The sequence below is a fragment of the Kocuria sp. ChxB genome (genome assembly GCF_044359605.1).
GTDB lineage: Bacteria > Actinomycetota > Actinomycetes > Actinomycetales > Micrococcaceae > Kocuria > Kocuria rhizophila.
In genome coordinates, this window is record NZ_CP121123.1 from 604,008 (window position 1) to 628,058 (window position 24,051).

Below are 24,051 nucleotides of genomic sequence, written 5' to 3' on the forward strand. Positions count from 1 at the left end.
GTCAGGCCTCGGGCTCCGATTCGGGCGAGGCACCCGGAACGGGTGCGGCTGCGCGCTCCTCGTGGCCCAGGACGCGCAGCAGGTGGGGCAGCATCGCCGCCATGGCCCGGCCGCGGTGACTGATGCGGTTCTTGTGCTCTGCACCGAGTTGGGCGCAGCTCGCGCCACCCTCCCCCTCGGGCGCGAACACCGGGTCGTAGCCGAAGCCGTTCTCGCCCACCGGACCCGGGAGGATCCTTCCCGGCAGCTCTCCCGTGACCACGTGCTCGGTGCCGTCGCGGGGGTCCACGAGAGCGGCCGCGCACACGAAGCGAGCGCCGCGGTGCTCGGGGGCGATGTCCCCGAGCTGGGCGAGAAGGAGACGGAGGTTCGCGGCGTCGTCGCCGTGCTGCCCGGCCCAGCGCGCGGAGAAGATCCCTGGGGATCCTCCCATGACGTCCACGGCCAGTCCGGAGTCGTCGGCGAGCGCCACGAGGCCGGACTCCGCGGCTGCGGCACGCGCCTTCAGCAGCGCGTTCTGCTGGAACGTCACGCCGGTCTCCACGACGTCGCCCAGCCCGGCCGTGCCGGCGTCCACCACAAGCTCCGGGTCACTGAGACCCGCGGCGGCGAGCATGGCGCGCAGTTCGCGCACCTTGCCCTGGTTGTGGGTGGCCAGCACCACGCGGGCGCCGGGGACCTCACCGACCACGGGTGCTCTCCAGGGTCTCGCGCTGGATCTCGGCGAGCTGGGCGCACCCGGCTACCGCCAGGTCCAGCAGCGCATCCAGCTCGTCGCGGCGGAACGGGACACCCTCGGCGGTGCCCTGCACCTCCACGAAGTCGCCGGAGCCGGTGACGACCACGTTCATGTCGGTCTCCGCGCGGACGTCCTCCACGTAGGGCAGGTCCAGCATGGGGACGCCGTCGATGATGCCCACGGACACCGCCGCCACCGAGTCGGTGAGGGGGTTCACGCGGCGCTTGAGCACGCCGTTGTCGTGGGCCCAGTTGATGGCCTCCGCGAGCGCCACGTAGGCACCCGTGATGGAGGCGGTGCGGGTTCCGCCGTCGGCCTGCAGGACGTCGCAGTCGAGCACCACGGTGTTCTCGCCGAGGGCCTCGAGGTCGATGATGGAGCGCAGCGAGCGCCCGATCAGCCGGGAGATCTCGTGGGTCCGCCCGCCGATCTTGCCCTTGACGGACTCTCGTGCGGACCGGGTGGAGGTGGCGCGCGGGACCATCGCATACTCGGCGGTCACCCAGCCGCGCCCCTCTCCCTTGAGCCAACGGGGCACGCCCTCCGTGAGCGAGGCGGTGCACAGCACACGGGTGCCTCCGAACTCGATCAGCGCGGAGCCCTCCGCCTGCTCGGACCAGCCCCGGGTGATCGTGATGGGCCTCAGCTCGGCCACCGTGCGCCCGTCGGCGCGGACCACGTCCGTGGTCGAGCGCTCGCCCTGGCCCGTGGAGTTCGCGGTGGATCGTGCCGGATCGGTAGGCGCAGTCATGCGGATCAGCCTAGTCGTCGGCCCCGGCGCGTGCCAACGCATCGAACGACCGGTCGGTCGGGCCGGACACGCGGTAGCTCCTGGCCGGCCGCGCCACGGAGACCGGCCCGTCGAAGGCCTCGCACGCCTCCGCCTCTGCCGTGCGCGGGTCGTTCCACACGGGCAGGTGCGTGAGCAGCAGACGCCGCGCTCCCGCCTCCGCGGCCGTCCGGCCCGCGCGCCGGCCCGTGAGGTGGATCCCCCGCAGGTGGTCCTCGCGTCCCTCCTCGTAGGCGGCCTCGCACAGGAACACGTCAGCGTCCCGGGCCGCCACCACGAGCTCTTCGCAGGAATCGGTGTCCCCGGAGTAGGTGAGCACCTCCACACCCTCCGGACCCCGGTGCTCGACCCGCAGGGCGAACGGCTCCGGGCACGGGTGGTTCACGGGGAACGGCGTCACCGTGAACGGGCCCACCGTCACGGGCTGCCGGGGCTGCCACACGTGGAAGTCGAACTCCGTGGCCATGGAGTGCTCCGGGGGCAGCATGTGCAGCTGGTTCAAGTAGGTGTGCGTCGCGGAGGGCCCGTAGAGGGGGATGGTCCCTGCGTTCCATCCACGGGGATCCCACTTGACCGCCACGTGCAGACCGCCCACGTCCACGCAGTGGTCCGGGTGAAGGTGGGAGAGCATGATCGCGTCAATCTCGTGCAGGTCGATGTAGCGCTGCAGCGTGCCCAGGGCGCCGTTGCCCATGTCCAGCACGATCCGCCAGATCCGTCCGTCTGCGTCCTCCCCCGACACCAGGTAGCAGGACGCCGGGGAGTCCGGGCCCGGGAAGCTGCCCGAGTTGCCGACCACGGTGAGGATCATGGAGTTGCGACCTTTCTGCTGCCGACTCAGCGCTGAGCCGGGTGGATCGTGGAGAGGGAGCCGGTGGGGTACTGCTCGGCCACGGACGAGGTGTGGCGGACGCGCAGCACCTCCGGGCCCAGGAACCGCTGGGCCAGTCCCTCGAAGCTCACGGGGTCGCCCGTGGCCAGGAACTCGTGGTGGGGTGCCAGCGCGGGATCACGCTCGAGGCCGTTGTCGAGCAGGCTGCGGTACACGTCCCGCGCGGTCTCCTCCGCCGAGGACACCAGGTTGACGCTCTCCCCCATGACGTAGGAGATCACCGCGGTGAGCAGCGGGTAGTGCGTGCAGCCGAGCACGAGGGTGTCCACCTGGGCGTCCTTGAGGGGCTGCAGATACTCCTGGGCGGTGCGCAGCAGCTCCGGACCGGAGGTGACCCCGCGCTCCACGTACTCCACGAACTCGGGGCACGCCACCGAGGTGATGTCCAGCTGGGGTGCCGCCGCGAACGTGTCGTCGTACGCGCGGGACCCGATGGTGGCCTCGGTGCCGATCACGCCCACGCGCCCGGTGCGGGTGGTGGCCACGGCGCGGCGCACGGCGGGCTGGATGACCTCGGTGACCGGGATGTCGTAGCCCCGCGTGTAGCGTTCGCGCGCGTCGCGCAGCACCGCGGCGGACGCCGTGTTGCACGCGATCACGAGCAGCTTCACGCCGGAGTCCACGAGGTCGTCCATGATCCGCAGCGCGTTCGAACGCACCTGGGCGATGGGCAGCGGACCGTACGGGCCGTGGGCGGTGTCCCCCACGTAGAGGATCTCCTCGTTGGGCAGCTGGTCGATGATGGACCGGGCCACCGTGAGACCGCCCACTCCGGAGTCGAACACCCCGATGGGCGAGTTGGGGTTCGGACCGGTGGGAGAACGGTGCTCAGCCTGCATAACGGAAAACTGTAGTGCGTCCGGGTGAGCACCCCGAACATGAGACGAGGCGTGCTTCCGATGCCGCGTCACGAGGACGGGAGGGTCTTCAGCAGCGCCTCCATGAGCGTCTCCTGCAGCCACGAGACGAAGTTGTACACCACGCCCATGTACTGCTCCACGGTCTGCGCCGTCCCGAAGTCCGTGAGCTCCGCCACCCGCTCGGCGTCCTGCGGGGAGTCGATCCCCAGCCGGGACGCGAGCACCAGGCGGACGTCGTTGAGTGCGCGTGCAACGTCCTGCGCCTGTTCCGTGGTCAGCACCACGGGATCGGACTCCAGGGCGAGCGAGGACGCCCGCAGTGCCGCGATCCGGCGTTCGCGCAGCGAGCGGTCCGTGAGCCTGCGGAACTCCGCGGCCTGCTCGGGGTCCGACGACGCCGCGGGCAGCAGTCTGCGCAGCGCGGGGTCCGTGGGCTCGGCCACGTCCTCGTCCCAACCCACGAGCGCCTCCAGGGGGTCGTCCGTGTCGCGCGGCTCGGGCGCGAGCGTCTCTGCCACGTCCGAGAACAGCTTCTGCAGCAGACGCACCTCGGGGGCCTCGAAGCGGCCCACGATGCCCTTGCGCGTGCGCTTGAACCCGCGCGCCATCAGTTCTCCCCCGCCTTCTCGTAGGTGGCCCACAGGCCGTAGCCGTGCAGTGCGCTCACGTGGGCCTCGGCCTCCTCCAGGGAGCCGGTGAAGACGATCGACCGGCCCTGGTGGTGGACCTCGAGCATGAGCGTGCGGGCCTTGGCGTCCGTGAACCCGAAGTGCGAGCGGAAGACGTACACCACGTAGCTCATGAGGTTCACGGGGTCGTCCCAGACCACCACGTTCCACGGCACGTTCACGGCGGTGAGCGCCTGCTCCTCCCGCGTGAGCTGCGGGGACTCCGCAGGCGCGGCACTCATGAGCACGGCGGGGGCGGGGACACGGCCCCGGAACTGGTAAGTGAGCATCGTTTCCATGGTAGCCGGGGGCGTGGTGATGTGCGCACGGCGAGCGCCCCACTAGGCTGGCAGGGTGAACGAGCACAGCTATTCCTGGCACCCGCAGGCCACGTCCCTGCTGACGGACCACTACGAGCTGACCATGCTGCAGGCAGCCCTCCGAGCGGGCACGGCTTCACGCCGCAGCGTGTTCGAGGTCTTCACCCGCCGCCTGCCGCACGGTCGGCGCTACGGGGTCTTCGCCGGGGTGGGTCGCGTCCTGGAGGGCCTGGAGCAGTTCCGCTTCACGGACGAGCAGCTGCGCTTCCTGCGGGACACCGGCGTGGTGGACGCCGCCACCGTGGCCTACCTGGAGAACTTCCGCTTCACGGGCCAGATCCGCGGCTACGCGGAGGGCGAGACCTACTTCCCCCACTCCCCGCTGCTGAGCGTGGAGTCCTCCTTCGCGGAGGCGTGCGTCCTGGAGACCTACATCCTGTCCGTGCTCAACTACGACTCCGCCGTGGCCTCGGCCGCGTCCCGCATGGTGGGCGCCGCCGGGGACCGGCCGTGCATCGAGATGGGTTCACGCCGCGCCCACGAGCAGGCTGCCGTGGCCGCCGCCCGCGCCGCCGTGGTGGCCGGTTTCGAGTCCACGTCCAACCTGGAGGCGGGCTACCGCTACGGCGTGCGGACCGTGGGCACCGCCGCCCACTCCTTCACCCTGCTGCACGACTCCGAGGAGCAGGCCTTCCGAGCCCAGCTGGACGCTCTGGGAGTGTCCACCACACTGCTCGTGGACACGTACGACGTCGAGCGGGCCGTCCGCCTCGCCGTGGACATCGCCGGTCCGGACCTCGGCGGGGTGCGTCTGGACTCGGGCGACCTGGTGACCCAGGCGGCGTCGGTGCGTGCGCTGCTCGACAAGCTCGGCAACCCGAACACTCGCATCACGGTCACGAGCGACCTGGACGAGTACGCGATCGCCGCCCTGCGCGCCGTACCCGTGGACTCGTACGGCGTGGGCACGCGCCTGGTGACGGGCTCGGGAGCCCCCACGTCCTCCATGGTCTACAAACTCGTCTCGCGGGAGGGCGCGTCGGGCACCATGGAGCCGGTGGCCAAGGCTTCCTCGGGCAAGGCCTCCGTGGGCGGCGAGAAGTACGCTCTGCGGCGCCGCAGCGCCGAGGGCCTGGCCACCCACGAGCTCGTGGGCATTTCCCACGAGCCCCACGACGACGGCGACGACCGTCCCCTCCTCGTGGACTACGTCACCGGCGGGGAGCTGCACGACGGCTTCACCGGCCCCGAGGGTGTGCAGCGGGCCCGACGGCGCCACGCCGAGTCCGTGGCGGAGCTGCCGCGGGCGGCACGCAGGCTCTCCGAGGGCGAGCCCGTGATCCCCACCGTCATCGAACCAGGAACCGCTCACTGAGCAGGGAGGACACCGTGCGCACTGCACTGCTGATCGTCGACGTCCAGAACGACTTCTGCGAGGGCGGCAGCCTGGCCGTCGCCGGGGGCGCCGCGGTGGCCGCGGGGATCTCCGAGCACCTCGAGGACCACCACGCGGACTACGTGGCCGTGGCCGCCACCCAGGACTGGCACGTGGACCCGGGAGAGCACTTCAGCGACACCCCGGACTTCGCCACGAGCTGGCCCGTGCACTGCGTGGCGGACACCCCCGGCGCGGCGACCCACCCCGATTTCGACACCGAGCACGTCACCGAGTTCTTCCGCAAGGGCGCGTACGACGCCGCCTACTCGGGTTTCGAGGGGCTGTCCGCCCCGGACGTGGACGTGCCCATGGGAGAGCCGGAGGAAGCCGCGGACGAGGACCGTGTGAGCCTGGACGACTGGCTCCGGGAGCGGGACGTCGAGGCCGTGGACGTGGTGGGGCTCGCCCTGGACCACTGCGTGCTGGCCACCGCCAAGGATGCAGTAGATGCCGGCTACGAGACCCGGCTGCTGCTGCCGCTCACGGCGCCTGTCTCAGCGGAAGGCGGCCAGCGCGCCGTCGCGGAGCTGGAAGCCGCGGGCGTGGAGGTCGTCACCGACCTGGCCTGACGTGTCCCTGCCGGGCGCGGCCCAGTGGGCCGCAGCTCGGCGTGGGAAGGGAACCGGCTCGGATCGGGAGGCGGTGCCGAGGGCGTCCGCGCGCGTCTGCGAGGGCCGAGCGCCCGCAGGATGGCGCGCGGGGCGTCGAGGACCCGACCGAGCGGCGTCGTGCACGGGACCTACTTGCGGCCGATGAACCAGCGCTGCAGCATTGCGAGGCGCGCGTTCAGCTGCTCCTCCGACGCCTGGGCCACGGGCGGACCACCGCACTTGGTGCGCAGCTCGTTGTGGATCACACCGTGCGGGGTGCCCGTGCGGGCGGACCACGCCGAGACGTTCTTGGACAGCTGGGCCCGCAGGTCCTTGAGCCGCCGGTGGTCCGGGACCGCGGGCTGCTGGGGGGCCGTGCCACCGCCCTGGCGCTGCGCCGAGCGCGACTGGCGCTCCCGCAGCAGCTCGGAGACCTGCTCGGGATCCAGCAGGCCGGGGATGCCGAGGTACTCGGCCTCCTCCTCCGAGCCCACGGCGGCGCCGCCACCGAACGCACCGCCGTCGAAGAGCACACCGTGGAAGGACGCGTCCGAGTCCAGGGCCTGGAAGTTGCCCTGTGCGAGCGCGGACGACGCCCGCTCCTCGCGGTTGGCCTCCTCCAGCAGGTCGTCGTCCCAGCCGCTCTCCATGGGCTGGTCGAAGTCCACGACGTCGGGCACGCTCTTGGGCTTGTCGAGGGCGTGGTCCCGCTCCTCCTCCATGGAGTTGGCGAGCGCCATGAGCACGGGCACCGACGGCAGGAACACCGAGGCGGTCTCCCCGCGCTTGCGGGCGCGCACGAAGCGGCCCACGGCCTGGGCGAAGAACAGCGGCGTGGACGTGGAGGTCGCGTAGACGCCCACCGCGAGGCGGGGCACGTCCACCCCCTCGGAGACCATGCGCACGGCCACCATCCAGCGCTTGTCCGACTCCGAGAACTGGTCGATCTTGTTGGACGCGGCCTTGTCGTCGGAGAGCACCACGGTGGGCCGCTCCCCCGTAAGGGCGTGCAGCTGCTCGGCGTAGGCCTTGGCGTCCTGGTGGTCGGTCGCGATCACGAGCGCTCCGGCGTCCGGCACGGTGCGGCGCACCTGGGTCAGGCGCTGGTCCGCGGCGCGCAGGACGGACGGGATCCACTGGCCCTGCGGGTCCAGGGCCGTGCGCCACGCGTGGGACGTGATGTCCTTGGTGAACCCCTCCCCCAGCTGGGCGGCCATCTCCTCGCCCGCGGAGGTGCGCCAGCGCATCTGCCCGGAGTAGGCCATGAAGATCACGGGGCGCACCACGTGGTCCTGCAGGGCGTTGCCGTAGCCGTAGGTGTAGTCCGCCGTGGAGCGGCGGATGCCGTCCCCGTCCTCCTCGTAGCGCACGAACGGGATGGGTGAGGTGTCCGAGCGGAAGGGCGTACCGGTGAGCGCGAGCCGCCGGGTGGCCGGCTCGAAAGCCTCGCGCAGCCCGTCGCCCCAGGACAGCGCGTCGCCGGCGTGGTGGATCTCGTCCATGATCACGAGCGTGCGTCCGGCCTCGGTCCGGGCCCGGTGCAGCAGCGGCTTGTTCGCCACCTGCGCGTAGGTCACGGCCGCGCCCATGTAGCCGCGGCCGTGCTGACCGTCCGCGTTCTTGAAGTTGGGGTCGATCGCGAGCCCCACGCGTGCCGCGGCATCGGCCCACTGGCGCTTGAGGTGCTCGGTGGGGGTCACCACGGTCACCCGCTGGACCACGCCGGCGTCGTGCAGCTTCTTGGCCACGGTGAGCGCGAACGTGGTTTTGCCGGCACCGGGGGTCGCCACGGCCATGAAGTCCCGGGGCTGAGCCTGCTCGTAGCGCTGGATGGCCTCCGCCTGCCACGCACGGAGCTTGGGTGCGGTGCCCCACGCGGCCCGGTCCGGGTACGCCGGAGGCAGGTCCGCTGCCGCCCCGAAAAGGGACATCTGATCGCTGTCTGACACGTGGTGCTCGTCCTCTCCGCGCCCTGTGGCGCGAGTTTCCACCGTTTCTCCGGGCACCGTTTCCCCGGACGACGCCGCCCGGTCCCGTCCGCGGCCCCGGCGTGCGCCCTGCCCGTCCGCTCGCCTGCCCGATCCGTTCGCGCGTCCGCGGACCCGTGGTCCATCCACGACGCCGCGGCTCGAGAACCGCGGCCTCTCGTGTGGTGCCGGCACCCCGTGCCAGCACGCGCTGCGGCCGGGCGCCGACGCACCGCGACAGTCTCCGGTGACGCAGACACGCCGGGGGCGGGGCCGTGCCGCCGCGCGGCGTCGTCCAGGCCGCCACCGGTCGGCACGGCAACGGCGCCCGCTGTGCGGGCGCCGCCGGTGTCCCGCGGGGCGGGACGGGGTGCTGCGGTGGTGCTGTCAGTTCTCGGGCTTGTCCTTGCCGGGGCGCAGACCCTGGTAGATCTCCTTGCACTCCGGGCACACCGGGAAGCGCTGGGGATCGCGTCCGGGGGTCCACACCTTGCCGCACAGCGCGATCACGGGTTCGCCGGACAGTGCCGACTCCATGATCTTCTCCTTGCGGACGTAGTGGGCGAACCGCTCGTGGTCACCGGGCTCCGCGAACTGGCGGGTCTCTTCCCGCTCGATCGTGTCGGTTCCCCCCACGGTCTCCGTGCCGGACTCGGTGCTGTTCAGAACCCGGGAGGACCGCGAGAAGGGGCCCCCGACGTGCTGGGCTTCGGTGGTGTCCATGCCGTCCACTCTACCCCGTGCGCCGTGGGCGGGTGTCCGGGTCACCGGTACCCGGAGACCTCCTGCAGCAGCTCGGGACCGCGGGCGTCCAGCCACTTCCCGCCCAGTCGTACGCCCAGCCACAGCAGCACGAGGCCCTCCACGAGCCCCACCGCGAGCGCCAGCCAGCTCCACACCGCAGCCCCTGAGCCGAGGTGGACGAACAGCAGCACGAGGGGCGGCAGTGCCAGCAGGAGCATGAGTCCCATGACGACGAACTGGACCACCAGGTTGAGGATGGTGAAACCCTGTGGAGTCTTCATGGGCGAGGCGCCCGGCGGCGGTGTGGGATACGTGTAGCGCGCCGAGACCACGGAGACCACTCCGGCGCCGCCGAGCAGGAGAGCGGCACACGTGCCGAGCAGCGCGGGCAGGGCCTGCCACTCGTGCACCCGCAGCATCCACATCACCACGCCCAGACCCACGAGCGGCGTGGCCACGATCAGCATGGCCACCACCCGGCCCAGCCGGTCAGCCCGCCCGGGCACGGAGGCCAGCAGGTGCAGGCTGAACGCGCTGTTGTCGTAGGAGATGTCCGCCGAGATGGCGTAGGACATGAGCAGGGCGATCATCATGGGCAGCAGCCACATGGCGAAGCCCCCGTCGCCACCCAGGAACCACAGTGCCGCACTGATGGCCGGGATCATCAGCAGTGACGCCGAGTACCGCGGGTCCCTGAGCCAGTAGATCAGGCAGCGCGCGGCCACCGCTCCCCACGGCGTGGCGGGGAAGCGGTCGAGCGCGCCGATGCCCGCCACGGACCTGCCCGTGGCACGGGCGGCTCCCCCGGCGGCGTCGGCCAGTGCCCGGTCCAGTGCGAACCGGGCGAGCCCCACGAGCACCGCGAGGGTGGCCAGCACGATGAGCAGCCGGAGCAGGGCGGCGCCCCAACGACCCGCCGCCACGTCACCGGGAATGGCCCAGACCGCACCCAGGGGCGTCCAGGACAGCACGGCGGCCCACCCGGGCAGCCGGTCCCACACGCGTTCCACCCCGGTGGCCACGGAGGTGAAGATCGGGGCCAGCAGGACGATGAGGAGCAGACTGAGAATGGAGAGGATCTCCGTGGAGCGCCGGCTCTTGGCGATCCGGGCAGCCAGCGCGGCGGCGCAACGGGACCCCGTGAACGCCAGCAGCGCGGCCAGCACAGCGCACAGCGCGGCGGCGGCCACGGCGGGGGCGGAGGAGCGCCAGCAGAGCAGCCATCCGACCAGCGCGATCACCGTGAGGACGCCGGGAATCCCGATGACGGCTCCGACCGTCTGACCAGCCAGCACACCCGTGGTGCTCAGCGGGAACAGGCCCAGCCGGGCGGGGTCCAGCGTGGCGTCTGCTTTGGAGGTGAGCACAGGGACGAGCCACCAGCCCAGCAGCACCGTGGCGCCCACCAGGGTGGATGCCGCGGTCACCACCTCGAGGGGTTCGGAGCCCAGGAAGAACATCGCGCTCAGCAGCATCGCCAGAACGGACAGGGCGTACAGCCCGCCCAGGATGGTGCCCACCAGCACCCACGTGGAGCGGGTGAGGGTGTTGACGAGGATGCGCCACTTCAGTCCCGCCAGCCGCCGGGCCTCCTCCAGCACACCCATGCGGTGGGTTCCACGCTCCTGCCCGGACGACGCCGGGCGCACGGACTCGGGGACGGCGGCGTCGGGCACGGGTTCCTGCCCGTCGGGCGCGACAGGACGGTCGATCGCCCCGCCCGGCCCCGCCGTGCCATGGGTCCTGGCGGAGGCACGGGTCCCGGGGTCGACGCCGCCCGGCACGGCGGCCGCGCCCTCGTGGCCCTCCGCCGCCGGCTCCGGCAGCCCGCCGCTGGGGGTGTGTTTCACTCCGGACGAAGCCACTGCAGTCCCTCCCCCGCCTCGGTGCGACCGCCCACGAAGGACACGAAGCGGTCTTCCAGGGACATGCCGTCGCAGACCTGCTCCATGGTGCCCTGGGCCAGCACGCGCCCCTGGTCCATCACGGCCACGTGGTCGCACATGCGCTGCACCAGGTCCATCACGTGACTGGAGACCACCACGGTGCCGCCGGACTGCGTGTACTGGTGCAACAGCGAGCGGATGTTGGCGGCGGAGACCGGGTCCACGGACTCGAACGGCTCGTCCAGCACGAGCAGGCTGGGCGCGTGGATCATGGCGGCGGCGAGCGCGATCTTCTTGGTCATGCCCGCCGAGTAGTCCTGCACCTGGCGCCCCGCGGCGTCCTGCAGGTCCATGGCGGTGATGAGGTCCTCGGTGCGCTCCTTGACCAGCTGCCGGTCCATGCCACGCAGCAGACCCGAGTAGGCCACGAGCTGACGGCCCGTGAGCCGGTCGAAGAGGTGGGCGCCGTCCGGGAGCACGCCCATGCGGCGCTTGGCCGTCAGGGGGTCGCGCCACACGTCCGCGAGCTCGTCCCGGCGGCCGCCTCCCACGAGCACCTGCCCGGAGGTGGGGCGCAGCAGGCCGGTGGCCATGGACAGCGTGGTGGTCTTGCCCGCACCGTTGCGGCCCACCAGACCGTAGAACGAGCCGCACGGCACCGTGAGGCCCACCCTGTCCGCAGCGGGCCGCGACCCGTGGTCGTAGACCTTGGTGAGCTGACGCACCACGAGCGCGACGGCGGCTGGTTGCCGCACCGCCGGTCGTGGGGCGTCGGACTCCTGGCCCTGCGGCCAGGTCGGGCTCTGAGTCGGCGCCGGGGCTTCATGCGGTGCCGCCGTCTGGGACGACACCGGTTCGTGTGCCAGGGCCGAGCCGTGCTCGGGCGTGCGGGTCCGGGAGCCCTCGGGAGATGCCGTCCCCTGTCCCGGGGCCACGCTGGTTCGCACACCCGGCCCCGAGTCGTCGTGCGGGGCCCACGGCGCGGACACCGAAAGATCTCGTGGGGTTCCGGGCTCAGCCGGGAGTGTGGCGTCCGCAGCGGGCTCGCGGCGCGGCGGCGTGGGTCCGTTCGGTGGGATGCTCATGGGCCCAACGTACTCAACGCCCGGTGCGCGCGCGGCATGTTGCGCGGCACCAGGCACGTCCCAGAAGACGTCCAGGCACGCGACGGGCGCCCTCGGCACGGAGGGGAGGCGGGCCGACCCCGGGCGTGTCCCGGCCCGCGGGGGGCGCGCACCGCAGAACGGCCTGCCGCTCCCACCCAGGACGAACCGACGACGGCGCGCCCGGCCACCTCGCAGGCCCGCCCGGACGGGCGGCGCGGACCCCCGCGGGTGGCCATCGCGGGCCCGCCCGAGTGAGCATCGCTGGCCCGCCCGGATGACCAGCCAGGGCCCGCCCCGGGTGACTGGGCCGAGCAGACCAGCGAGCCTGGAACGGCCGCCCGGGCAGACGGCGGGCGGGCCCCTAGAACAGGGCGCGCATCAGCTGGGCCCGCGCGGCCACCACACGGGGATCGTCCGCACCCACCACGTCGAAGAGTTCCACCAGCCGGGCGCGCGCGGCATCCTTGTCGTCACCCGCCGTGGTGCGCACGATGGTGAGCAGTCGTCGGAACGCGTCCTCCACGTGCCCTCCTGAGAGGTCGAGGTCCGCGACGTCCAGGGCGGCCTGCACGTTCGAGGGGTCCGAGGCCGCGGCCTCGCGCACGGCCGCCGCGTCCATGGCGCTGACGCGCTGCAGCAGGTGGACCTGCGCGAGGGCCAGCTTGGCCTCGTGGTCCCCCGGGTTCTCGGCGAGCGCCTTCTCGTAGCACGCCTGAGCGCCGTCCAGGTCTCCGGCCTCGAGCTTCTCCACAGCCTCGGCGTGCAGCGGGGGCAGGGGCGCGGGCTCCTCCGTGGCGGTGGGCTCGGCCGTGCCGGTCACGCCGTTCTGCTGGGCCAGGCTCACGAGCTCCGTGAGAAGCTCACGCACCTGCTGCTCGGGAACGGTGGAGTTCACGAGCGGGACCACCCGGCCGCCCAGCAGGGCCACCACCGTGGGAACCGTCTGCGCCTGGAAGGCCTGCGCGATCTGCGGCTCCGCAGACGCGTCCACCGTGCCCAGGAGCAGACGACCCTGGAACTCGTCCACGACCGTGCTCACCACGTCCACGAACGACTCCGACTCCGGGCTCTGCGGGGCGTGCAGCACCACCACCACGGGATAGGAGGTGGAGGCCTCCGCGTACTGCTGGAAGTTGCCGGTGGTCAGCACCACCCGGTAGCTGGTGCCCGCCCCCGTGGACGACGCCGCTGCCCCGCGTTCTCCTCGCCCGGCACCCTGGGCGCCCAGGTCCACCGCGCCGCGCACGGAGGCCGGCACGGCGCTCTGCGCCCCGGAGGCTGCGGACGCGGCTCCACCGGGCTGCGGGCCGCCGACCGGTCCCGCCGAGCTCGGCGCACCCTGGGGACGCGGGGAACCGGGGAATTCGCTCATGAGTACCTCCTGGTGTCCCGCCCACTGCGGGGGCGGGGGTCGTGGTCCATCCGGCTCGCGTGAGCGCACGCGTGCCCTGCTGGTCCCATTATGGGCACGGCGGCACGGAGCGAGCCCACCCAGCACGCGTTGTACGCTTCCCGCGTGAGCACATCCTCCGGTCCCCACGAGCCGCCCAGCCGCTTGCGCCCCTCGCGCCACAGGTTCGAGGTGCCGCCCGAACCCGCACCCGTTCCCGCGGAGGAACGGGAACGGCGCGCGCCGTGGGACCGCCCCGTGGCGGACCGCTTCCATCCCGTGCAGAACGGCTTCCTGCTCACGGTGGGGGTCGGGTTCGCCCTGCTGGGGTACTACGTGCTGACCAACGTGGGCGGACTGGTGGGCTGGATCGTCACGGCGGCGTTCATCAGTCTCGGCATGGACCCGCTCGTGCGCTGGCTGGAGTCCAAGGGAATGCCCCGCTCCCTGGCGGCAAGCGCCGCCATCATCGCGCTGGCGCTCGTGGTGACCGCCTTCATCCTGCTGGCGGTGCCGCGGATGGTGGACCAGGCCCAGCAGCTGGCGGCGCGCGTGCCCGAGTTCGTGGACAGCTTCACGCACTCGGACCTCTACCACGCCCTGAACGAGCGGTTCGACATCGAGGCCTCCGTGCAGAACGGTGCCGCTGGCCTGCAGGAGCGCCTGGCCTCGGACGGGAACTTCCTGGGCGGGATGTTCGGGTCCGTGGTGAGCGCGGGAGGGGTGGTGCTCAACGGCATCACGGGGACCCTGATCGTCATGGCCCTCACGCTGTACTTCCTCTTCTCGTGGCCCACGATCAAGGCGTGGTGCTACCGTCTGGCGCCCGCCAGCAAGCGCGCCCGGGTCACCCACCTCGGGGACCGGATGGTCAACGGCGTGGGCAACTACGTGATGGGTCAGGCCTGTGTGGCGCTCATCAACGCCACCGTGGCGTTCGTCCTGATGACCATCACGGGGGTCCCCTACGCGTCCCTCCTGGTCCTGCTCGTGGGCCTGCTCGCCTTCATCCCGCTGGTCGGCGGGGTGATCGCCGGGGTGGTCGTGAGCCTGGTGGCCACGCTCGGCGGCTGGAACACGGTGGTGCCCTACGCCCTGTGCTACTTCGGCTACCTGCAGGTGGAGGCCTACCTGGTCTCACCGCGGATCATGTCCCGCGCGGTCGCGGTGCCCGGCGCAGTGGCCATCGTGGCCGTGGCCGCCGGCGGCGCCCTGTGGGGCGTGCTGGGCGCGCTCATCGCCATCCCCACGGCCGCCGCCGGTCTGCTCCTGGTGCGCGAGGTCTTCGTGCCGCGCCAGGACGCCCGCTGAAGCCTTCCCCCACGACGACGCCGCGCCGCCTCCGTGCATCCTGCGTGGCCGCCCCGCCCCCGCCCCCAGGGGGCGGGGCCCAGCGCCACCCACGGCCACGCACGGTCCGCGCGACCGGTGGGTCCGCCACGAGTGCGCTGACCGTTAAGCTGTCCGGGTGCGCCTAGTGATTGCCGACTGCTCCGTCCGCTACGAGGGGCGGCTCAATGCCCATCTGCCCCTGGCCCGGCGGCTCATCATGCTCAAGGCCGACGGCTCCGTTCTCATCCACTCGGACGGCGGTTCCTACAAGCCGCTGAACTGGATGAGCCCGCCGGCCACCCTCCGCGTCCGGGAGCCCTCCGAGGACCTCGCGGCGGAGGGCGTGAGCGAGGTGTGGGAGGTCCAGGCGGGCAAGTCCGACGACCGGCTGGTCATCCACGTCATGACGGTGCACAGCCAGCTGCACCACGACCTCGGGGCGGATCCGGGCCTGGTCAAGGACGGCGTGGAAGCAGACCTGCAACGGCTGCTGGCCGAGCAGATCACACTCCTCGGCGAGGGCGTCTCGCTGGTCCGGCGCGAGTACCCCACCGCCATCGGGCCGGTGGACATCCTCGCCCGGGACGCGAACGGGGCCACCGTGGCCGTGGAGCTCAAGCGTCGGGGCGACATCGACGGCGTCGAGCAGCTCACCCGCTACCTGGAACTCCTCAACAGAGATCCGCTGCTGCGCCCCGTGCGCGGGGTCTTCGCGGCGCAGCAGATCAAGCCCCAGGCGCGCACTCTCGCGCTCGACCGCGGCATCGAGTGCCTGAGTCTCGACTACGACGAGATGCGCGGCAACGTGGACACCCAGTCCCGGCTCTTCTGACCCGACGGCACTGGGGGCCGGGGCCCTGTTGCGCGACGTCGACCGAACGGCCGGGCGGGTCGGCGCGGCCACACGTGCTAAGCCGTCTGATGACTGTTGACCACCGCGCAACAGTGTGTGATGCTTGTAGCGTTCTCGCATCATGTTTGACATGCTCGCAGGAATGGTAGCGAGCGTGAAGTTCTGACTGGCGCTGTGGCACAACACTTACGTGAGCCGCATCCACAGCCTTCTCGCGGTACCAGTTCAGGTGCACATCCATGTGCACGCACTATTACTCCAGAAGGAGATGCCCCATTATGGCTCAGGGCACCGTTAAGTGGTTCAACGCAGAAAAGGGCTTCGGCTTCATCACGCCGGACGACGCTGATGGCGACGTCTTCGTGCACTACAGCGAAATCCAGTCGGGCGGCTTCCGCACCCTCGAAGAGAACCAGCGCGTCGAGTTCGAGATCGGTCAGGGCCAGAAGGGCCCCCAGGCCACCGGCGTGACCGTCATCTGACAGTCCCCCTCGAACACGGAAAATCCCCGGTGCCACACGGCACCGGGGATTTTCTCATGTCACGGCGAGGTCGTTCGGTGCCAACCCCGCCGTGCCTGTGGAGCCACCCTCAGCCAGCCCGCGACGGGCGCCGCGCTCGGGTCCCCCGCAGAGGACGTCCTGGGTTCCCAACGAGCTGAGCGCACAAGGGGGTGAGCTCGCTGGGCGGGTGCACGGGGCCGTCAGGAATCACCGTGACCCGAGCGGCGTCGTGCCCGTGCAGCGTCACCCCGTGGGAGCGCGGTCGACACCACTCAGCCCCGAGAAGGGTGGATGCGCCGCTGCACGTCCGCTCCGGCGCGGGCCAGATGCTCCACGAAGTGCTCGTAGCCGCGGTCGATGTGCTCGATGCCCGACACCTCGGTGACTCCCCCCGCCGCCATGCCGGCGATCACGAGAGCAGCTCCCGCGCGGATGTCCATGGCCTCCACGGGTGCCCCGGAGAGCTGCGAGGCCGCCACGCCGTCCACCCGCGCATGGTGCCCGTCCAGGTGCACCCGCGCGCCGAGCCGCTCGAGCTCGGCGGTGAAGCCCCAGCGGGCCTCGAAGACGTTCTCCGTGATGATTCCCGACCCCTCCGCCACGGCGTTCAGCGCCACCACGAACGGTTGGAGGTCTGTGGGGAAGCCGGGGTACGGGAGGGTGGAGACGTTGATGGCACGCGGCCGGCTGGGGCCCTGGACCGTGAACCGGCCCTCCGCAACGTCCACGTCGCACCCCGCGGCACGCAGCTTGTCGAGGACCACCCCCAGGTGGGACGGCTCCGCTCCCCTGATCTGCACGCGTCCGCCCGTCACGGCCGCGGCGAAGGCCCACGTGCCGGCCACGATCCGGTCAGGCACGGTGCGGTGCGTGACCGGGCTCAGCCGTGGCACACCCGTGATCGTCAGTGTGGTGGTGCCCAGTCCCTCGATCTGTGCACCCATGGCCTGCAGCATGCGACCGATGTCCACGATCTCGGGTTCCCGCGCCACGTTCTCCAGCACCGTGGTACCCCGGGCGGTGGTCGCGGCCGTCATGAGATTCTCCGTGGCGCCCACCGAGGGGTACCCGAGCCGGAAAGAAGCTCCGGCAAGTCCTTCCGGGGCGGACGCGCGCAGGAAACCACGCTCGATGCCGAGCTCCGCGCCCATCGCCTCCAGACCCGCGCGGTGCATGTCGAGACCCCGGGTTCCGATGGCATCGCCCCCGGGCAGCGCGACCTCTGCACGGCGGCACCTCGCCATCAGCGGACCCAGCACCGAGATGGAGGCGCGCATGGCCCGCACGAGGTCGTAGTCCGCCTGGTGGCCCAGCTCCTCCGGGACCTCGATGACCACCTCGTGCTCGGCGGGCGAGTAGTCGACCTCGCAGCCCAGACGGCGCAGCAGCTCCGCCATCACCGTGACGTCCTGGATCTCGGGAACGTTGGTGATGGTGGAACGCCCCGGGGCCAGCAGCGCCGCCGCCATGAGCTTGAGCACGCTGTTCTTTGCCCCGAGGACCGGCAGCTCGCCGTTGACCACGGTGGGCCCGTGAACCTCGATGGTTTCTTCCACGTTTTCCTCCTCGTCCACGACCCTCACTCGCGGTGCACTCGTTGTGCGGCAACGGTGGGTCAAGCTCCCCACCCCCGCGAGCGGGGCTGGGGCCTGCACGGCAAGGAACCACGACGGCACGGGCCGCGGAACCTGTGCGCAGGCGGTGCCCGAACGACGTCGACCCCCGTACCCCGCACGGGGCACGAGGGTCGACGCTGACCGGTGCGCTGATGAATCAGGCGGACTGCTTCTCCGAGTCCAGGGAGACCGTGTCAGCCACGATGGTGACCCGGTTCTGGTCCACGGACACCAGACCGGAGTCGATGCGGCCGGTCAGCCGGTCACCCTCCACCCGGTCGATGGCGAACTCCCCCGGCTTGAGCAACCCCGCCATGGACTGGTGGCCCGGCATGACGCCGATGTCACCCTCGGTGGTGCGCACGCGGACGAGCCGCGCGGCACCTGCCCAGATCTTGCGATCTAGGGCGACGATTTCCACGATGAGTTCAGCCATGGCTTACTTCTCGCCCGTCTCGGCCTTGATCTCGTCCCACTGACGCATGACGTCGTCCAGGCCGCCCACGTTGTAGAAGGCCTGCTCCGGAACGTTGTCCAGCTCGCCGTCGCAGATCTTGCCGAAGGCCTCGATGGTCTCCGCGAGGGGAACCGTGGAGCCCTCCACACCGGTGAACTGCTTCGCGGTGTAGGTGTTCTGGGACAGGAACTGCTCGATGCGGCGTGCGCGGGACACCACGACCTTCTGCTCCTCGGAGAGCTCCTCCACACCGAGAATCGCGATAATGTCCTGCAGCTCCTTGTTCTCCTGCAGGATCGACTTCACGCGGGTGGCCACGTCGTAGTGGGTCTGGCCCACGTACTGCGGATCCAGGATGCGGGAGGTCGAGGACAGCGGGTCGATCGCCGGGTACAGACCACGGGACGCGATGTCACGGGAGAGCTCGGTGGTCGCGTCCAGGTGGGCGAACGTGGTCGCGGGAGCCGGGTCCGTGTAGTCGTCGGCGGGCACGTAGATCGCCTGCATGGACGTGATGGAGTGGCCCCGGGTGGAGGTGATGCGCTCCTGCAGCACGCCCATCTCGTCCGCGAGGGTCGGCTGGTAGCCCACGGCGGAGGGGATGCGACCCAGCAGGGTCGAGACCTCCGAACCGGCCTGCGTGAAGCGGAAGATGTTGTCGATGAACAGCAGCACGTCCTGGTTCTGCACGTCGCGGAAGTACTCCGCCATGGTCAGACCGGTCAGTGCCACGCGCAGACGCGTTCCGGGCGGCTCGTCCATCTGGCCGAACACGAGAGCGGTGTCCTTGAGAACACCCGCCTCCTCCATCTCGACCCACAGGTCGTTGCCCTCACGGGTGCGCTCGCCCACACCGGCGAACACCGAGGTGCCACCGAAGTTGCGGGCCACACGGGTGATCATCTCCTGGATGAGCACGGTCTTGCCCACGCCGGCGCCGCCGAACAGACCGATCTTGCCGCCCTTGATGTAGGGGGTCAGGAGGTCGATGGACTTGATGCCCGTCTCCATCATCTCGGTGCTGCCCTCGAGCTCCGCGAAGGACGGCGCCTTGCGGTGGATGGGCCAGCGCTCCTGGATGTCCAGCTCGTCGGTGGGCATGTCCAGGGCGTCACCCAGGACGTTGAAGATGTGGCCCTTGACCACGTCGCCCACGGGCACGGAGATGGGCGAGCCGGTGTCCTGCACGGGCGTGCCGCGCACCAGACCGTCGGTCTGCTGCAGGGAGATGGCACGCACCACGTTGGTGCCCAGGTGCTGAGCGGTCTCGAACGTGATCCGGCGGGGCTTGCCGTTGAAGTCGTAGTCCGCGGTCAGGGCGTTGTAGAGGTCCGGAACCTGGTTCTCGGGGAACTCGACGTCGACCACGGGTCCGATGACTCGGGCGATGCGGCCGACGCCGCCGCGCGAAACCGGCTGGGCCGCCTGGTCGTTGATAGTGGCAGTCATTTCTCTCACTTCGTTTCGGCTGGCAATGGGGAGAGCGCGGGCCTAGAGGGCCTCGGCGCCACTGACGATCTCTGTCAACTCGGTGGTGATCTCCGCCTGACGGGCGTTGTTCATCAGGCGTGTGTACTTCTTGATGAGCTCGGTGGCGTTGTCACCGGCGGCCTTCATGGCGCGCTGACGGGACGCCAGCTCGCTCGACGCCGCGTGGCACAGCGCGGAGTAGACCCGGGCCCGGACGTACCTCGGCAGGATCTCGTTGAAGACTTCCTCCGGGTTCGGCTCGAACTCGAACTGGTTGGCGTGCTCGCGCAGATCGTCGAACCGCTCCGAGACGTCGTCCCCGAGGTCGTTGGCGTCCGAGATCTCCAGGGGCAGCAGCCGCAGGACACGGGGTTCCTGGCTCACCATGGAGTTGAACTGCGTGTAGACGAGGAGGACCTCGTCCACGCCGTTCTCCTCGTACGCGGCACTGATGTCGTGCATGAGGCGCTCCGTGAGCTCCTCGGCGCGCTCCGTGCTCGCGCTGTCCGTGTTGCCGGTCCAGAAATCGTCGTAGTCACGGTGCCGGAAGTCGAAGTACGCCTTGGCCTTGCGCCCCACCAGGTAGATGTGGGCTTCCTTGCCCTGCGAGCGCAGCAGCTCCAGCAGCTCCTCCGTGCGCTTGAGCACGTTGGAGGAGTAGGACCCTGCGAGGCCGCGGTCCGAGGTGAAGACCATGACGGCGGAGCGCCGCACCTGGTCCGGGACCGTGGTCAACGGGTGGGAGATGTTGTGCTGCGTGGCGATCTGGGAGGCCGCGCGGGTCAGCGCGTTGGCGTACGGGTACGCACCTTCGAGACTCTGACGGGACTTGCTGATGCGCGAGGTCGCGATCATCTCCATCGCCTTGAAGATCTTCTTCATGGACGAGGTGGACGCGATCTTCTGTCGGTAGACCCGAATCTGCGCTCCCATGGGCTTTTCCTTTCGGCACCGCGGTGGTGCGCCGACGGACGGCGCACCACCTCAACGGTTACTTCTTGACGATCGTTTCCTGGTTCACGGAGCTCGAGCCCAGGGACTCGTGCTCCTCGACACCGGCCTCGATCCCGTGCTTGGAACCGTGGAAGTCCCGCTTGACCTCGGCCACGGCCGTCTTCAGCGCCTCGATCGCGTCGTCCTCGAGCTTGCCCGTGGAGTTGATCGAGTCCATGACGTTGGTGGTCCGGCGCACCTGGTCCAGCAGGGCGCGCTCGAAGTCGCCCACGTTGGCCACGTCCACGTCGTCGAGCTGGCCGGTGGTGCCCGCCCAGATGGAGACGACCTGGTCCGCCACGGGGTACGGCGTGTACTGGGGCTGCTTGAGCAGCTCCATCAGACGCTCACCGCGGGTCAGCTGCTGGCGCGAGGCCGCATCCAGGTCGGAGGCGAACATGGCGAACGCCTGCATGGAGCGGTACGAGGCCAGGCTCAGCTTCAGCGTGCCGGAGACCTTCTTCATGGCCTTGACCTGCGCGGCACCACCCACGCGGGACACCGAGATGCCCACGTCCACGGCGGGGCGCTGGTTGGCGTTGAAGAGGTCCGACTGCAGGAAGATCTGACCGTCGGTGATGGAGATGACGTTGGTCGGGATGAACGCCGAGACGTCGTTGGCCTTGGTCTCGATGATCGGCAGCCCGGTCATGGAGCCCGCGCCCAGCTCGTCGGAGAGCTTGGCGCAACGCTCGAGCAGACGGGAGTGCAGGTAGAAGACGTCGCCGGGGTACGCCTCGCGTCCCGGCGGGCGGCGCAGCAGAAGGGACACGGCCCGGTAGGCCTCGGCCTGCTTGGAGAGGTCGTCGAACACGATCAGGACGTGCTTGCCGCCGTACATCCAGTGCTGGCCGATGGCCGAGCCGGCGTAGGGGGCGAGGTACTTCAGACCGGCCGACTCGGAGGCCGGGGCGGCCACGATCGTGGTGTAGTCCAGGGCGCCGTTGTCCTCGAGCGTCTGACGCACGGCCGCAATGGTGGAGGCCTTCTGACCGACCGCCACGTAGATGCAGCGCACCTGCTTGTCGACGTCACCGGACTCCCAGTTGGAGCGCTGGTTCAGGATGGCGTCCACCGCGATGGCGGTCTTGCCGGTCTGACGGTCGCCGATGATCAGCTGACGCTGGCCACGCCCGATCGGAATCATGGCGTCGATCGCCTTGATGCCGGTCTGCAGCGGCTCGTGCACGGACTTTCGCATAGTCACGCCCGGAGCCTGCAGCTCCAGCTCGCGGCGGCCGTCCGTGGCAATGGGGCCGAGGTCGTCGAGGGGCTCGCCCAGCGGGTCCACCACGCGGCCGAGGTAGCCCTCGCCCACGGGCACCGAGAGCACCTCACCGGTGCGGTGGACCTCCTGGCCCTCCTCGATGCCCTGGAAGTCGCCCAGCACCACGACGCCGATGTCGCGGGTGTCGAGGTTCAGGGCCAGGCCCAGCACCCCGTTCTCGAACTTGAGCAACTCGTTGGCCATGACGGAGGGCAGACCCTCCACACGGGCAATGCCGTCCGCTGCGGACGACACGCGTCCTACTTCTACTCGTTCCACGTTGCCGGGATCGTAGGACGCCGCGAAATCGTTCAGCGCGCTACGGACTTCATCGGCATTGATGGTCACATCGGCCATCTGCTGTCCCTGCTCTCTACGTCGTGTGATCATCGACTCGACGATGACCAAGCTTGTTCTTGTCGCGATGCGTTGCCCCATCGCCGTGCGACCGCGTGTGCGGCCCGTGGAGGCAACGCGACGGGACTCCGGCTCGCACCGGCTCCCCGCGATCCTCGCTCCACGAGAGGATCAGGCTCCGATCCGCTGCTCCAGCTGGTTCAGCCGGTGCGTGAGCGAACCGTCGATGATCTCCTCACCGACCTGCACGCGCAGGCCACCCACCAGAGCCGGGTTGGTCTCGGTGGTCAGCTTGAGGTCCCGTCCGTACAGCCGGTTCAGCCGGTCGCGCAGGGCGTCCAGCTGGTCCTGGCGCAACGGCCGGGCCGACTCCACACGGGCGATCCACCGCTGCTGACGGTCTGCCACCCACTGGGCGAACTGTTCCAGCAGGCGACCGGGGAGGGCCCCCCGGGGCTCGCTGGCTGCGCGTTCGATCAGCAACGCGGCCTCCTCGGAACCCGGCGTGCTCAGCCGACGGGCGAGGGTGACCTTGGCCTCCGCGGACGCCCGGGAGTCCGAGAAGGCGCTCTGCACCTCGGCGGACCGGTCCAGCATGGACTTGAACCGGATGAGTTCGTCCACGAGCGACTCGAGGGCGTCCCCGCCGCCGCGGTTCTCGGTGGCGGCTGCCGCCACGAGCACTGCGGTGCGCTCGAGGGCATCACCCAGCTGACGCTCGGTGGTGCTGCGCTGGGAGGCGAGCTCCGCGGCGATGTCCACCGCCACCTCGTGGGCCCGGCCGTCGAGGAGGGAGTGCACGAGACGAGCACGGTCCTCAGCGGGGCGGGAGGGATCCGTCAGGGCCCGGCGCAGAGCGCCGTTCTGGTCCACGATGTCCAGGATCTCGAACAGCTGGTGTGCGATCTCCGGACTCGCGGACGGTGCCCAGCGGTCCACGTCCACGGTGAGCGGACGATTCGGTTCGTTCGATGCTTCTGCCATTACCGTGCAGCTCCCGTGCGGCTCTGCTCGGCGTCCAGGTCCGCCAGGAAGCGGTCGACCACGCGGTTGGCGCGGTCGTCGTCGTTCAAGGACTCCCCGACGATCTTGGACGCAAGCTGTGTTGCCAAAGTGCCGACCTCGTCGCGCAGGGAGACCACGGCCGCCGCACGCTCGGCCTCGATGGCCTTGTGAGCGTTCTCGGTGATCCGGGCGGACTCCATGTTGGCGCGGTCCTTGAAGTCCGCGAGGATCTTCTCACCCTCGGAGCGAGCTTCCTCACGGATCTTCTGGGCCTCGAGGCGAGCGCTCTCGAGCTGCTGGTTGTACTCGTCGCGAGCAGCCTTCGCCTCGGCCTGAGCGGCCTTGGCCTTGGCAAGTCCACCCTCGATGGCCTCCGAGCGGTCCTTGTAGACCTTCTCGAACGCCGGGACGATGTACTTGATCGCGATGAAGAGCAGAATCACGAACCCGATGAAGGTAATCAGCATTTCCCAGGTGTCCGGGATGAGAGGGTTCTGAGCCTCTTCCGCTGCCATCACCATTGCGTTCATGAGCGCGATTCCTGTTCTCTAGTTAGGGCTTGTCCGATGGGCATTGCCCTACATGATGAAGGCGAGGACCAGGCCCAGGATGGCCAGGGCCTCGACCACGGCGAAGCCCATGAAGAGCATGGGCTGCAGGACGCGCTGGGACTCGGGCTGGCGGGCCACGGACTGCATGTAGGCAGCGAAGATGAGACCCACGCCGATGCCACCGCCGATGGCAGCGAGACCGTAGCCAATGACGCTAAGCGAACCTTCCATTGTGGATATTTCCTTTCTGGGTGCCC

Annotated in this window: 24 protein-coding genes; 5 read left to right on the forward strand and 19 right to left on the reverse strand. The window is 70.3% G+C overall.

Going from position 1 to position 24,051, the window contains the following annotated elements:
* Window position 1: 1 nt before the first annotated feature.
* From rdgB to clpS, 6 genes are all read right to left on the reverse strand, one after another.
* Window positions 2-691 (reverse strand): RdgB/HAM1 family non-canonical purine NTP pyrophosphatase, encoded by a 690-nt coding sequence (rdgB, locus tag P8S73_RS02590; protein WP_047979172.1) that lies wholly within the window; start codon window positions 689-691, stop codon window positions 2-4.
* A complete protein-coding gene (rph, locus tag P8S73_RS02595) occupies window positions 681-1,490 on the reverse strand; it encodes a ribonuclease PH (protein ID WP_396350483.1) in 810 nt (269 codons plus the stop codon). The genes rdgB and rph overlap by 11 nt, the downstream gene beginning before the upstream one ends.
* Window positions 1,491-1,500: 10 nt before the next feature.
* Complete coding sequence (locus P8S73_RS02600) at window positions 1,501-2,340, reverse strand: MBL fold metallo-hydrolase (protein WP_019309332.1); 840 nt, start codon at window positions 2,338-2,340, stop codon at window positions 1,501-1,503.
* 26 nt (window positions 2,341-2,366) lie between these two features.
* The gene (murI, locus tag P8S73_RS02605) at window positions 2,367-3,260 is read right to left on the reverse strand and encodes a glutamate racemase (RefSeq protein ID WP_039101935.1); all 894 of its coding nucleotides are present in this window, start codon (window positions 3,258-3,260) and stop codon (window positions 2,367-2,369) included.
* Window positions 3,261-3,328: 68 nt separating this feature from the next.
* Window positions 3,329-3,889: a DUF2017 domain-containing protein gene (locus P8S73_RS02610; protein WP_019309334.1), complete on the reverse strand. Its 561-nt coding sequence runs from the start codon at window positions 3,887-3,889 to the stop codon at window positions 3,329-3,331.
* Window positions 3,889-4,191 (reverse strand): ATP-dependent Clp protease adapter ClpS, encoded by a 303-nt coding sequence (clpS, locus tag P8S73_RS02615; protein ID WP_047979176.1) that lies wholly within the window; start codon window positions 4,189-4,191, stop codon window positions 3,889-3,891. The genes P8S73_RS02610 and clpS overlap by 1 nt, the downstream gene beginning before the upstream one ends.
* Before the next feature lie 112 nt (window positions 4,192-4,303).
* Here clpS and P8S73_RS02620 point away from each other — a divergent pair, with 112 nt between their 5' ends.
* Window positions 4,304-5,644, forward strand: a complete 1,341-nt coding sequence (locus P8S73_RS02620) for a nicotinate phosphoribosyltransferase (protein ID WP_102613441.1) — start codon at window positions 4,304-4,306, stop codon at window positions 5,642-5,644.
* A 14-nt stretch (window positions 5,645-5,658) separates the two neighbouring features.
* Window positions 5,659-6,276: an isochorismatase family protein gene (locus P8S73_RS02625; RefSeq protein WP_102613440.1), complete on the forward strand. Its 618-nt coding sequence runs from the start codon at window positions 5,659-5,661 to the stop codon at window positions 6,274-6,276.
* Between the two features lie 170 nt (window positions 6,277-6,446).
* Here the strand turns inward: P8S73_RS02625 and P8S73_RS02630 are convergent, their stop codons facing one another.
* From P8S73_RS02630 to P8S73_RS02650, 5 genes are all read right to left on the reverse strand, one after another.
* Window positions 6,447-8,228: a DEAD/DEAH box helicase gene (locus P8S73_RS02630; protein WP_047979171.1), complete on the reverse strand. Its 1,782-nt coding sequence runs from the start codon at window positions 8,226-8,228 to the stop codon at window positions 6,447-6,449.
* A 423-nt stretch (window positions 8,229-8,651) separates the two neighbouring features.
* Entirely contained in the window at window positions 8,652-8,996 is a 345-nt protein-coding gene (locus P8S73_RS02635) for a DUF3039 domain-containing protein (protein ID WP_223246102.1), read from the reverse strand.
* Window positions 8,997-9,028: 32 nt separating this feature from the next.
* Window positions 9,029-10,684 carry a hypothetical protein gene (locus tag P8S73_RS02640; protein WP_259897459.1) on the reverse strand — a complete coding sequence of 552 codons (1,656 nt, stop codon included), beginning with the start codon at window positions 10,682-10,684 and terminating at the stop codon, window positions 9,029-9,031.
* A gap of 170 nt (window positions 10,685-10,854) precedes the next feature.
* Window positions 10,855-11,649 carry an ABC transporter ATP-binding protein gene (locus tag P8S73_RS02645; protein WP_396350484.1) on the reverse strand — a complete coding sequence of 265 codons (795 nt, stop codon included), beginning with the start codon at window positions 11,647-11,649 and terminating at the stop codon, window positions 10,855-10,857.
* Window positions 11,650-12,361: 712 nt separating this feature from the next.
* Window positions 12,362-13,372: a tetratricopeptide repeat protein gene (locus P8S73_RS02650; RefSeq protein ID WP_039101941.1), complete on the reverse strand. Its 1,011-nt coding sequence runs from the start codon at window positions 13,370-13,372 to the stop codon at window positions 12,362-12,364.
* A gap of 144 nt (window positions 13,373-13,516) precedes the next feature.
* On the opposite strand from P8S73_RS02650, the gene P8S73_RS02655 reads away from it, so the two are divergent.
* The 3 genes from P8S73_RS02655 to P8S73_RS02665 all read left to right on the forward strand — a co-directional run bounded on the left by P8S73_RS02655 (window position 13,517) and on the right by P8S73_RS02665 (window position 16,057).
* The gene (locus P8S73_RS02655; RefSeq protein ID WP_223246093.1) at window positions 13,517-14,701 is read left to right on the forward strand and encodes an AI-2E family transporter; all 1,185 of its coding nucleotides are present in this window, start codon (window positions 13,517-13,519) and stop codon (window positions 14,699-14,701) included.
* 157 nt (window positions 14,702-14,858) lie between these two features.
* Window positions 14,859-15,554 (forward strand): endonuclease NucS, encoded by a 696-nt coding sequence (gene nucS, locus P8S73_RS02660; RefSeq protein ID WP_019309344.1) that lies wholly within the window; start codon window positions 14,859-14,861, stop codon window positions 15,552-15,554.
* A 299-nt stretch (window positions 15,555-15,853) separates the two neighbouring features.
* Window positions 15,854-16,057 (forward strand): cold-shock protein, encoded by a 204-nt coding sequence (locus tag P8S73_RS02665; RefSeq protein ID WP_012398055.1) that lies wholly within the window; start codon window positions 15,854-15,856, stop codon window positions 16,055-16,057.
* A 293-nt stretch (window positions 16,058-16,350) separates the two neighbouring features.
* Here the strand turns inward: P8S73_RS02665 and murA are convergent, their stop codons facing one another.
* The 8 genes from murA to atpE form a co-directional block, all read right to left on the reverse strand.
* A complete protein-coding gene (gene murA / locus P8S73_RS02670) occupies window positions 16,351-17,634 on the reverse strand; it encodes a UDP-N-acetylglucosamine 1-carboxyvinyltransferase (RefSeq protein WP_059281197.1) in 1,284 nt (427 codons plus the stop codon).
* Between the two features lie 217 nt (window positions 17,635-17,851).
* Window positions 17,852-18,130, reverse strand: a complete 279-nt coding sequence (locus tag P8S73_RS02675; protein WP_019309346.1) for a F0F1 ATP synthase subunit epsilon — start codon at window positions 18,128-18,130, stop codon at window positions 17,852-17,854.
* Window positions 18,131-18,133: 3 nt separating this feature from the next.
* Window positions 18,134-19,600, reverse strand: a complete 1,467-nt coding sequence (gene atpD, locus P8S73_RS02680; RefSeq protein WP_019309347.1) for a F0F1 ATP synthase subunit beta — start codon at window positions 19,598-19,600, stop codon at window positions 18,134-18,136.
* 42 nt (window positions 19,601-19,642) lie between these two features.
* Window positions 19,643-20,554 carry a F0F1 ATP synthase subunit gamma gene (locus P8S73_RS02685; RefSeq protein WP_059281178.1) on the reverse strand — a complete coding sequence of 304 codons (912 nt, stop codon included), beginning with the start codon at window positions 20,552-20,554 and terminating at the stop codon, window positions 19,643-19,645.
* Between the two features lie 58 nt (window positions 20,555-20,612).
* Window positions 20,613-22,238, reverse strand: a complete 1,626-nt coding sequence (gene atpA, locus P8S73_RS02690; protein WP_019309349.1) for a F0F1 ATP synthase subunit alpha — start codon at window positions 22,236-22,238, stop codon at window positions 20,613-20,615.
* A 171-nt stretch (window positions 22,239-22,409) separates the two neighbouring features.
* On the reverse strand, window positions 22,410-23,222 hold the full coding sequence (locus P8S73_RS02695) for a F0F1 ATP synthase subunit delta (RefSeq protein WP_047978492.1): 813 nt from the start codon (window positions 23,220-23,222) through the stop codon (window positions 22,410-22,412).
* On the reverse strand, window positions 23,222-23,773 hold the full coding sequence (locus P8S73_RS02700) for a F0F1 ATP synthase subunit B (RefSeq protein WP_019309351.1): 552 nt from the start codon (window positions 23,771-23,773) through the stop codon (window positions 23,222-23,224). Before P8S73_RS02700 ends, P8S73_RS02695 begins: the two co-directional genes overlap by 1 nt.
* A gap of 48 nt (window positions 23,774-23,821) precedes the next feature.
* The gene (gene atpE, locus P8S73_RS02705) at window positions 23,822-24,025 is read right to left on the reverse strand and encodes an ATP synthase F0 subunit C (protein ID WP_019309352.1); all 204 of its coding nucleotides are present in this window, start codon (window positions 24,023-24,025) and stop codon (window positions 23,822-23,824) included.
* Window positions 24,026-24,051: the final 26 nt, after the last annotated feature.

Coding starts and splice junctions, on each gene's coding strand:
- atpD (WP_019309347.1), bottom strand. CDS start 19,600: ATGACTGCCACTATCAACGACCAGGCGGCCCAGCCGGTTTCGCGCGGC.
- P8S73_RS02675 (WP_019309346.1), bottom strand. CDS start 18,130: ATGGCTGAACTCATCGTGGAAATCGTCGCCCTAGATCGCAAGATCTGG.
- atpA (WP_019309349.1), bottom strand. CDS start 22,238: ATGGCCGATGTGACCATCAATGCCGATGAAGTCCGTAGCGCGCTGAAC.
- P8S73_RS02695 (WP_047978492.1), bottom strand. CDS start 23,222: ATGGCAGAAGCATCGAACGAACCGAATCGTCCGCTCACCGTGGACGTG.
- P8S73_RS02665 (WP_012398055.1), top strand. CDS start 15,854: ATGGCTCAGGGCACCGTTAAGTGGTTCAACGCAGAAAAGGGCTTCGGC.
- atpE (WP_019309352.1), bottom strand. CDS start 24,025: ATGGAAGGTTCGCTTAGCGTCATTGGCTACGGTCTCGCTGCCATCGGC.
- P8S73_RS02600 (WP_019309332.1), bottom strand. CDS start 2,340: ATGATCCTCACCGTGGTCGGCAACTCGGGCAGCTTCCCGGGCCCGGAC.
- P8S73_RS02630 (WP_047979171.1), bottom strand. CDS start 8,228: ATGTCCCTTTTCGGGGCGGCAGCGGACCTGCCTCCGGCGTACCCGGAC.
- murI (WP_039101935.1), bottom strand. CDS start 3,260: ATGCAGGCTGAGCACCGTTCTCCCACCGGTCCGAACCCCAACTCGCCC.
- P8S73_RS02685 (WP_059281178.1), bottom strand. CDS start 20,554: ATGGGAGCGCAGATTCGGGTCTACCGACAGAAGATCGCGTCCACCTCG.
- P8S73_RS02650 (WP_039101941.1), bottom strand. CDS start 13,372: ATGAGCGAATTCCCCGGTTCCCCGCGTCCCCAGGGTGCGCCGAGCTCG.
- clpS (WP_047979176.1), bottom strand. CDS start 4,191: ATGAGTGCCGCGCCTGCGGAGTCCCCGCAGCTCACGCGGGAGGAGCAG.
- P8S73_RS02610 (WP_019309334.1), bottom strand. CDS start 3,889: ATGGCGCGCGGGTTCAAGCGCACGCGCAAGGGCATCGTGGGCCGCTTC.
- rph (WP_396350483.1), bottom strand. CDS start 1,490: ATGACTGCGCCTACCGATCCGGCACGATCCACCGCGAACTCCACGGGC.
- P8S73_RS02700 (WP_019309351.1), bottom strand. CDS start 23,773: ATGAACGCAATGGTGATGGCAGCGGAAGAGGCTCAGAACCCTCTCATC.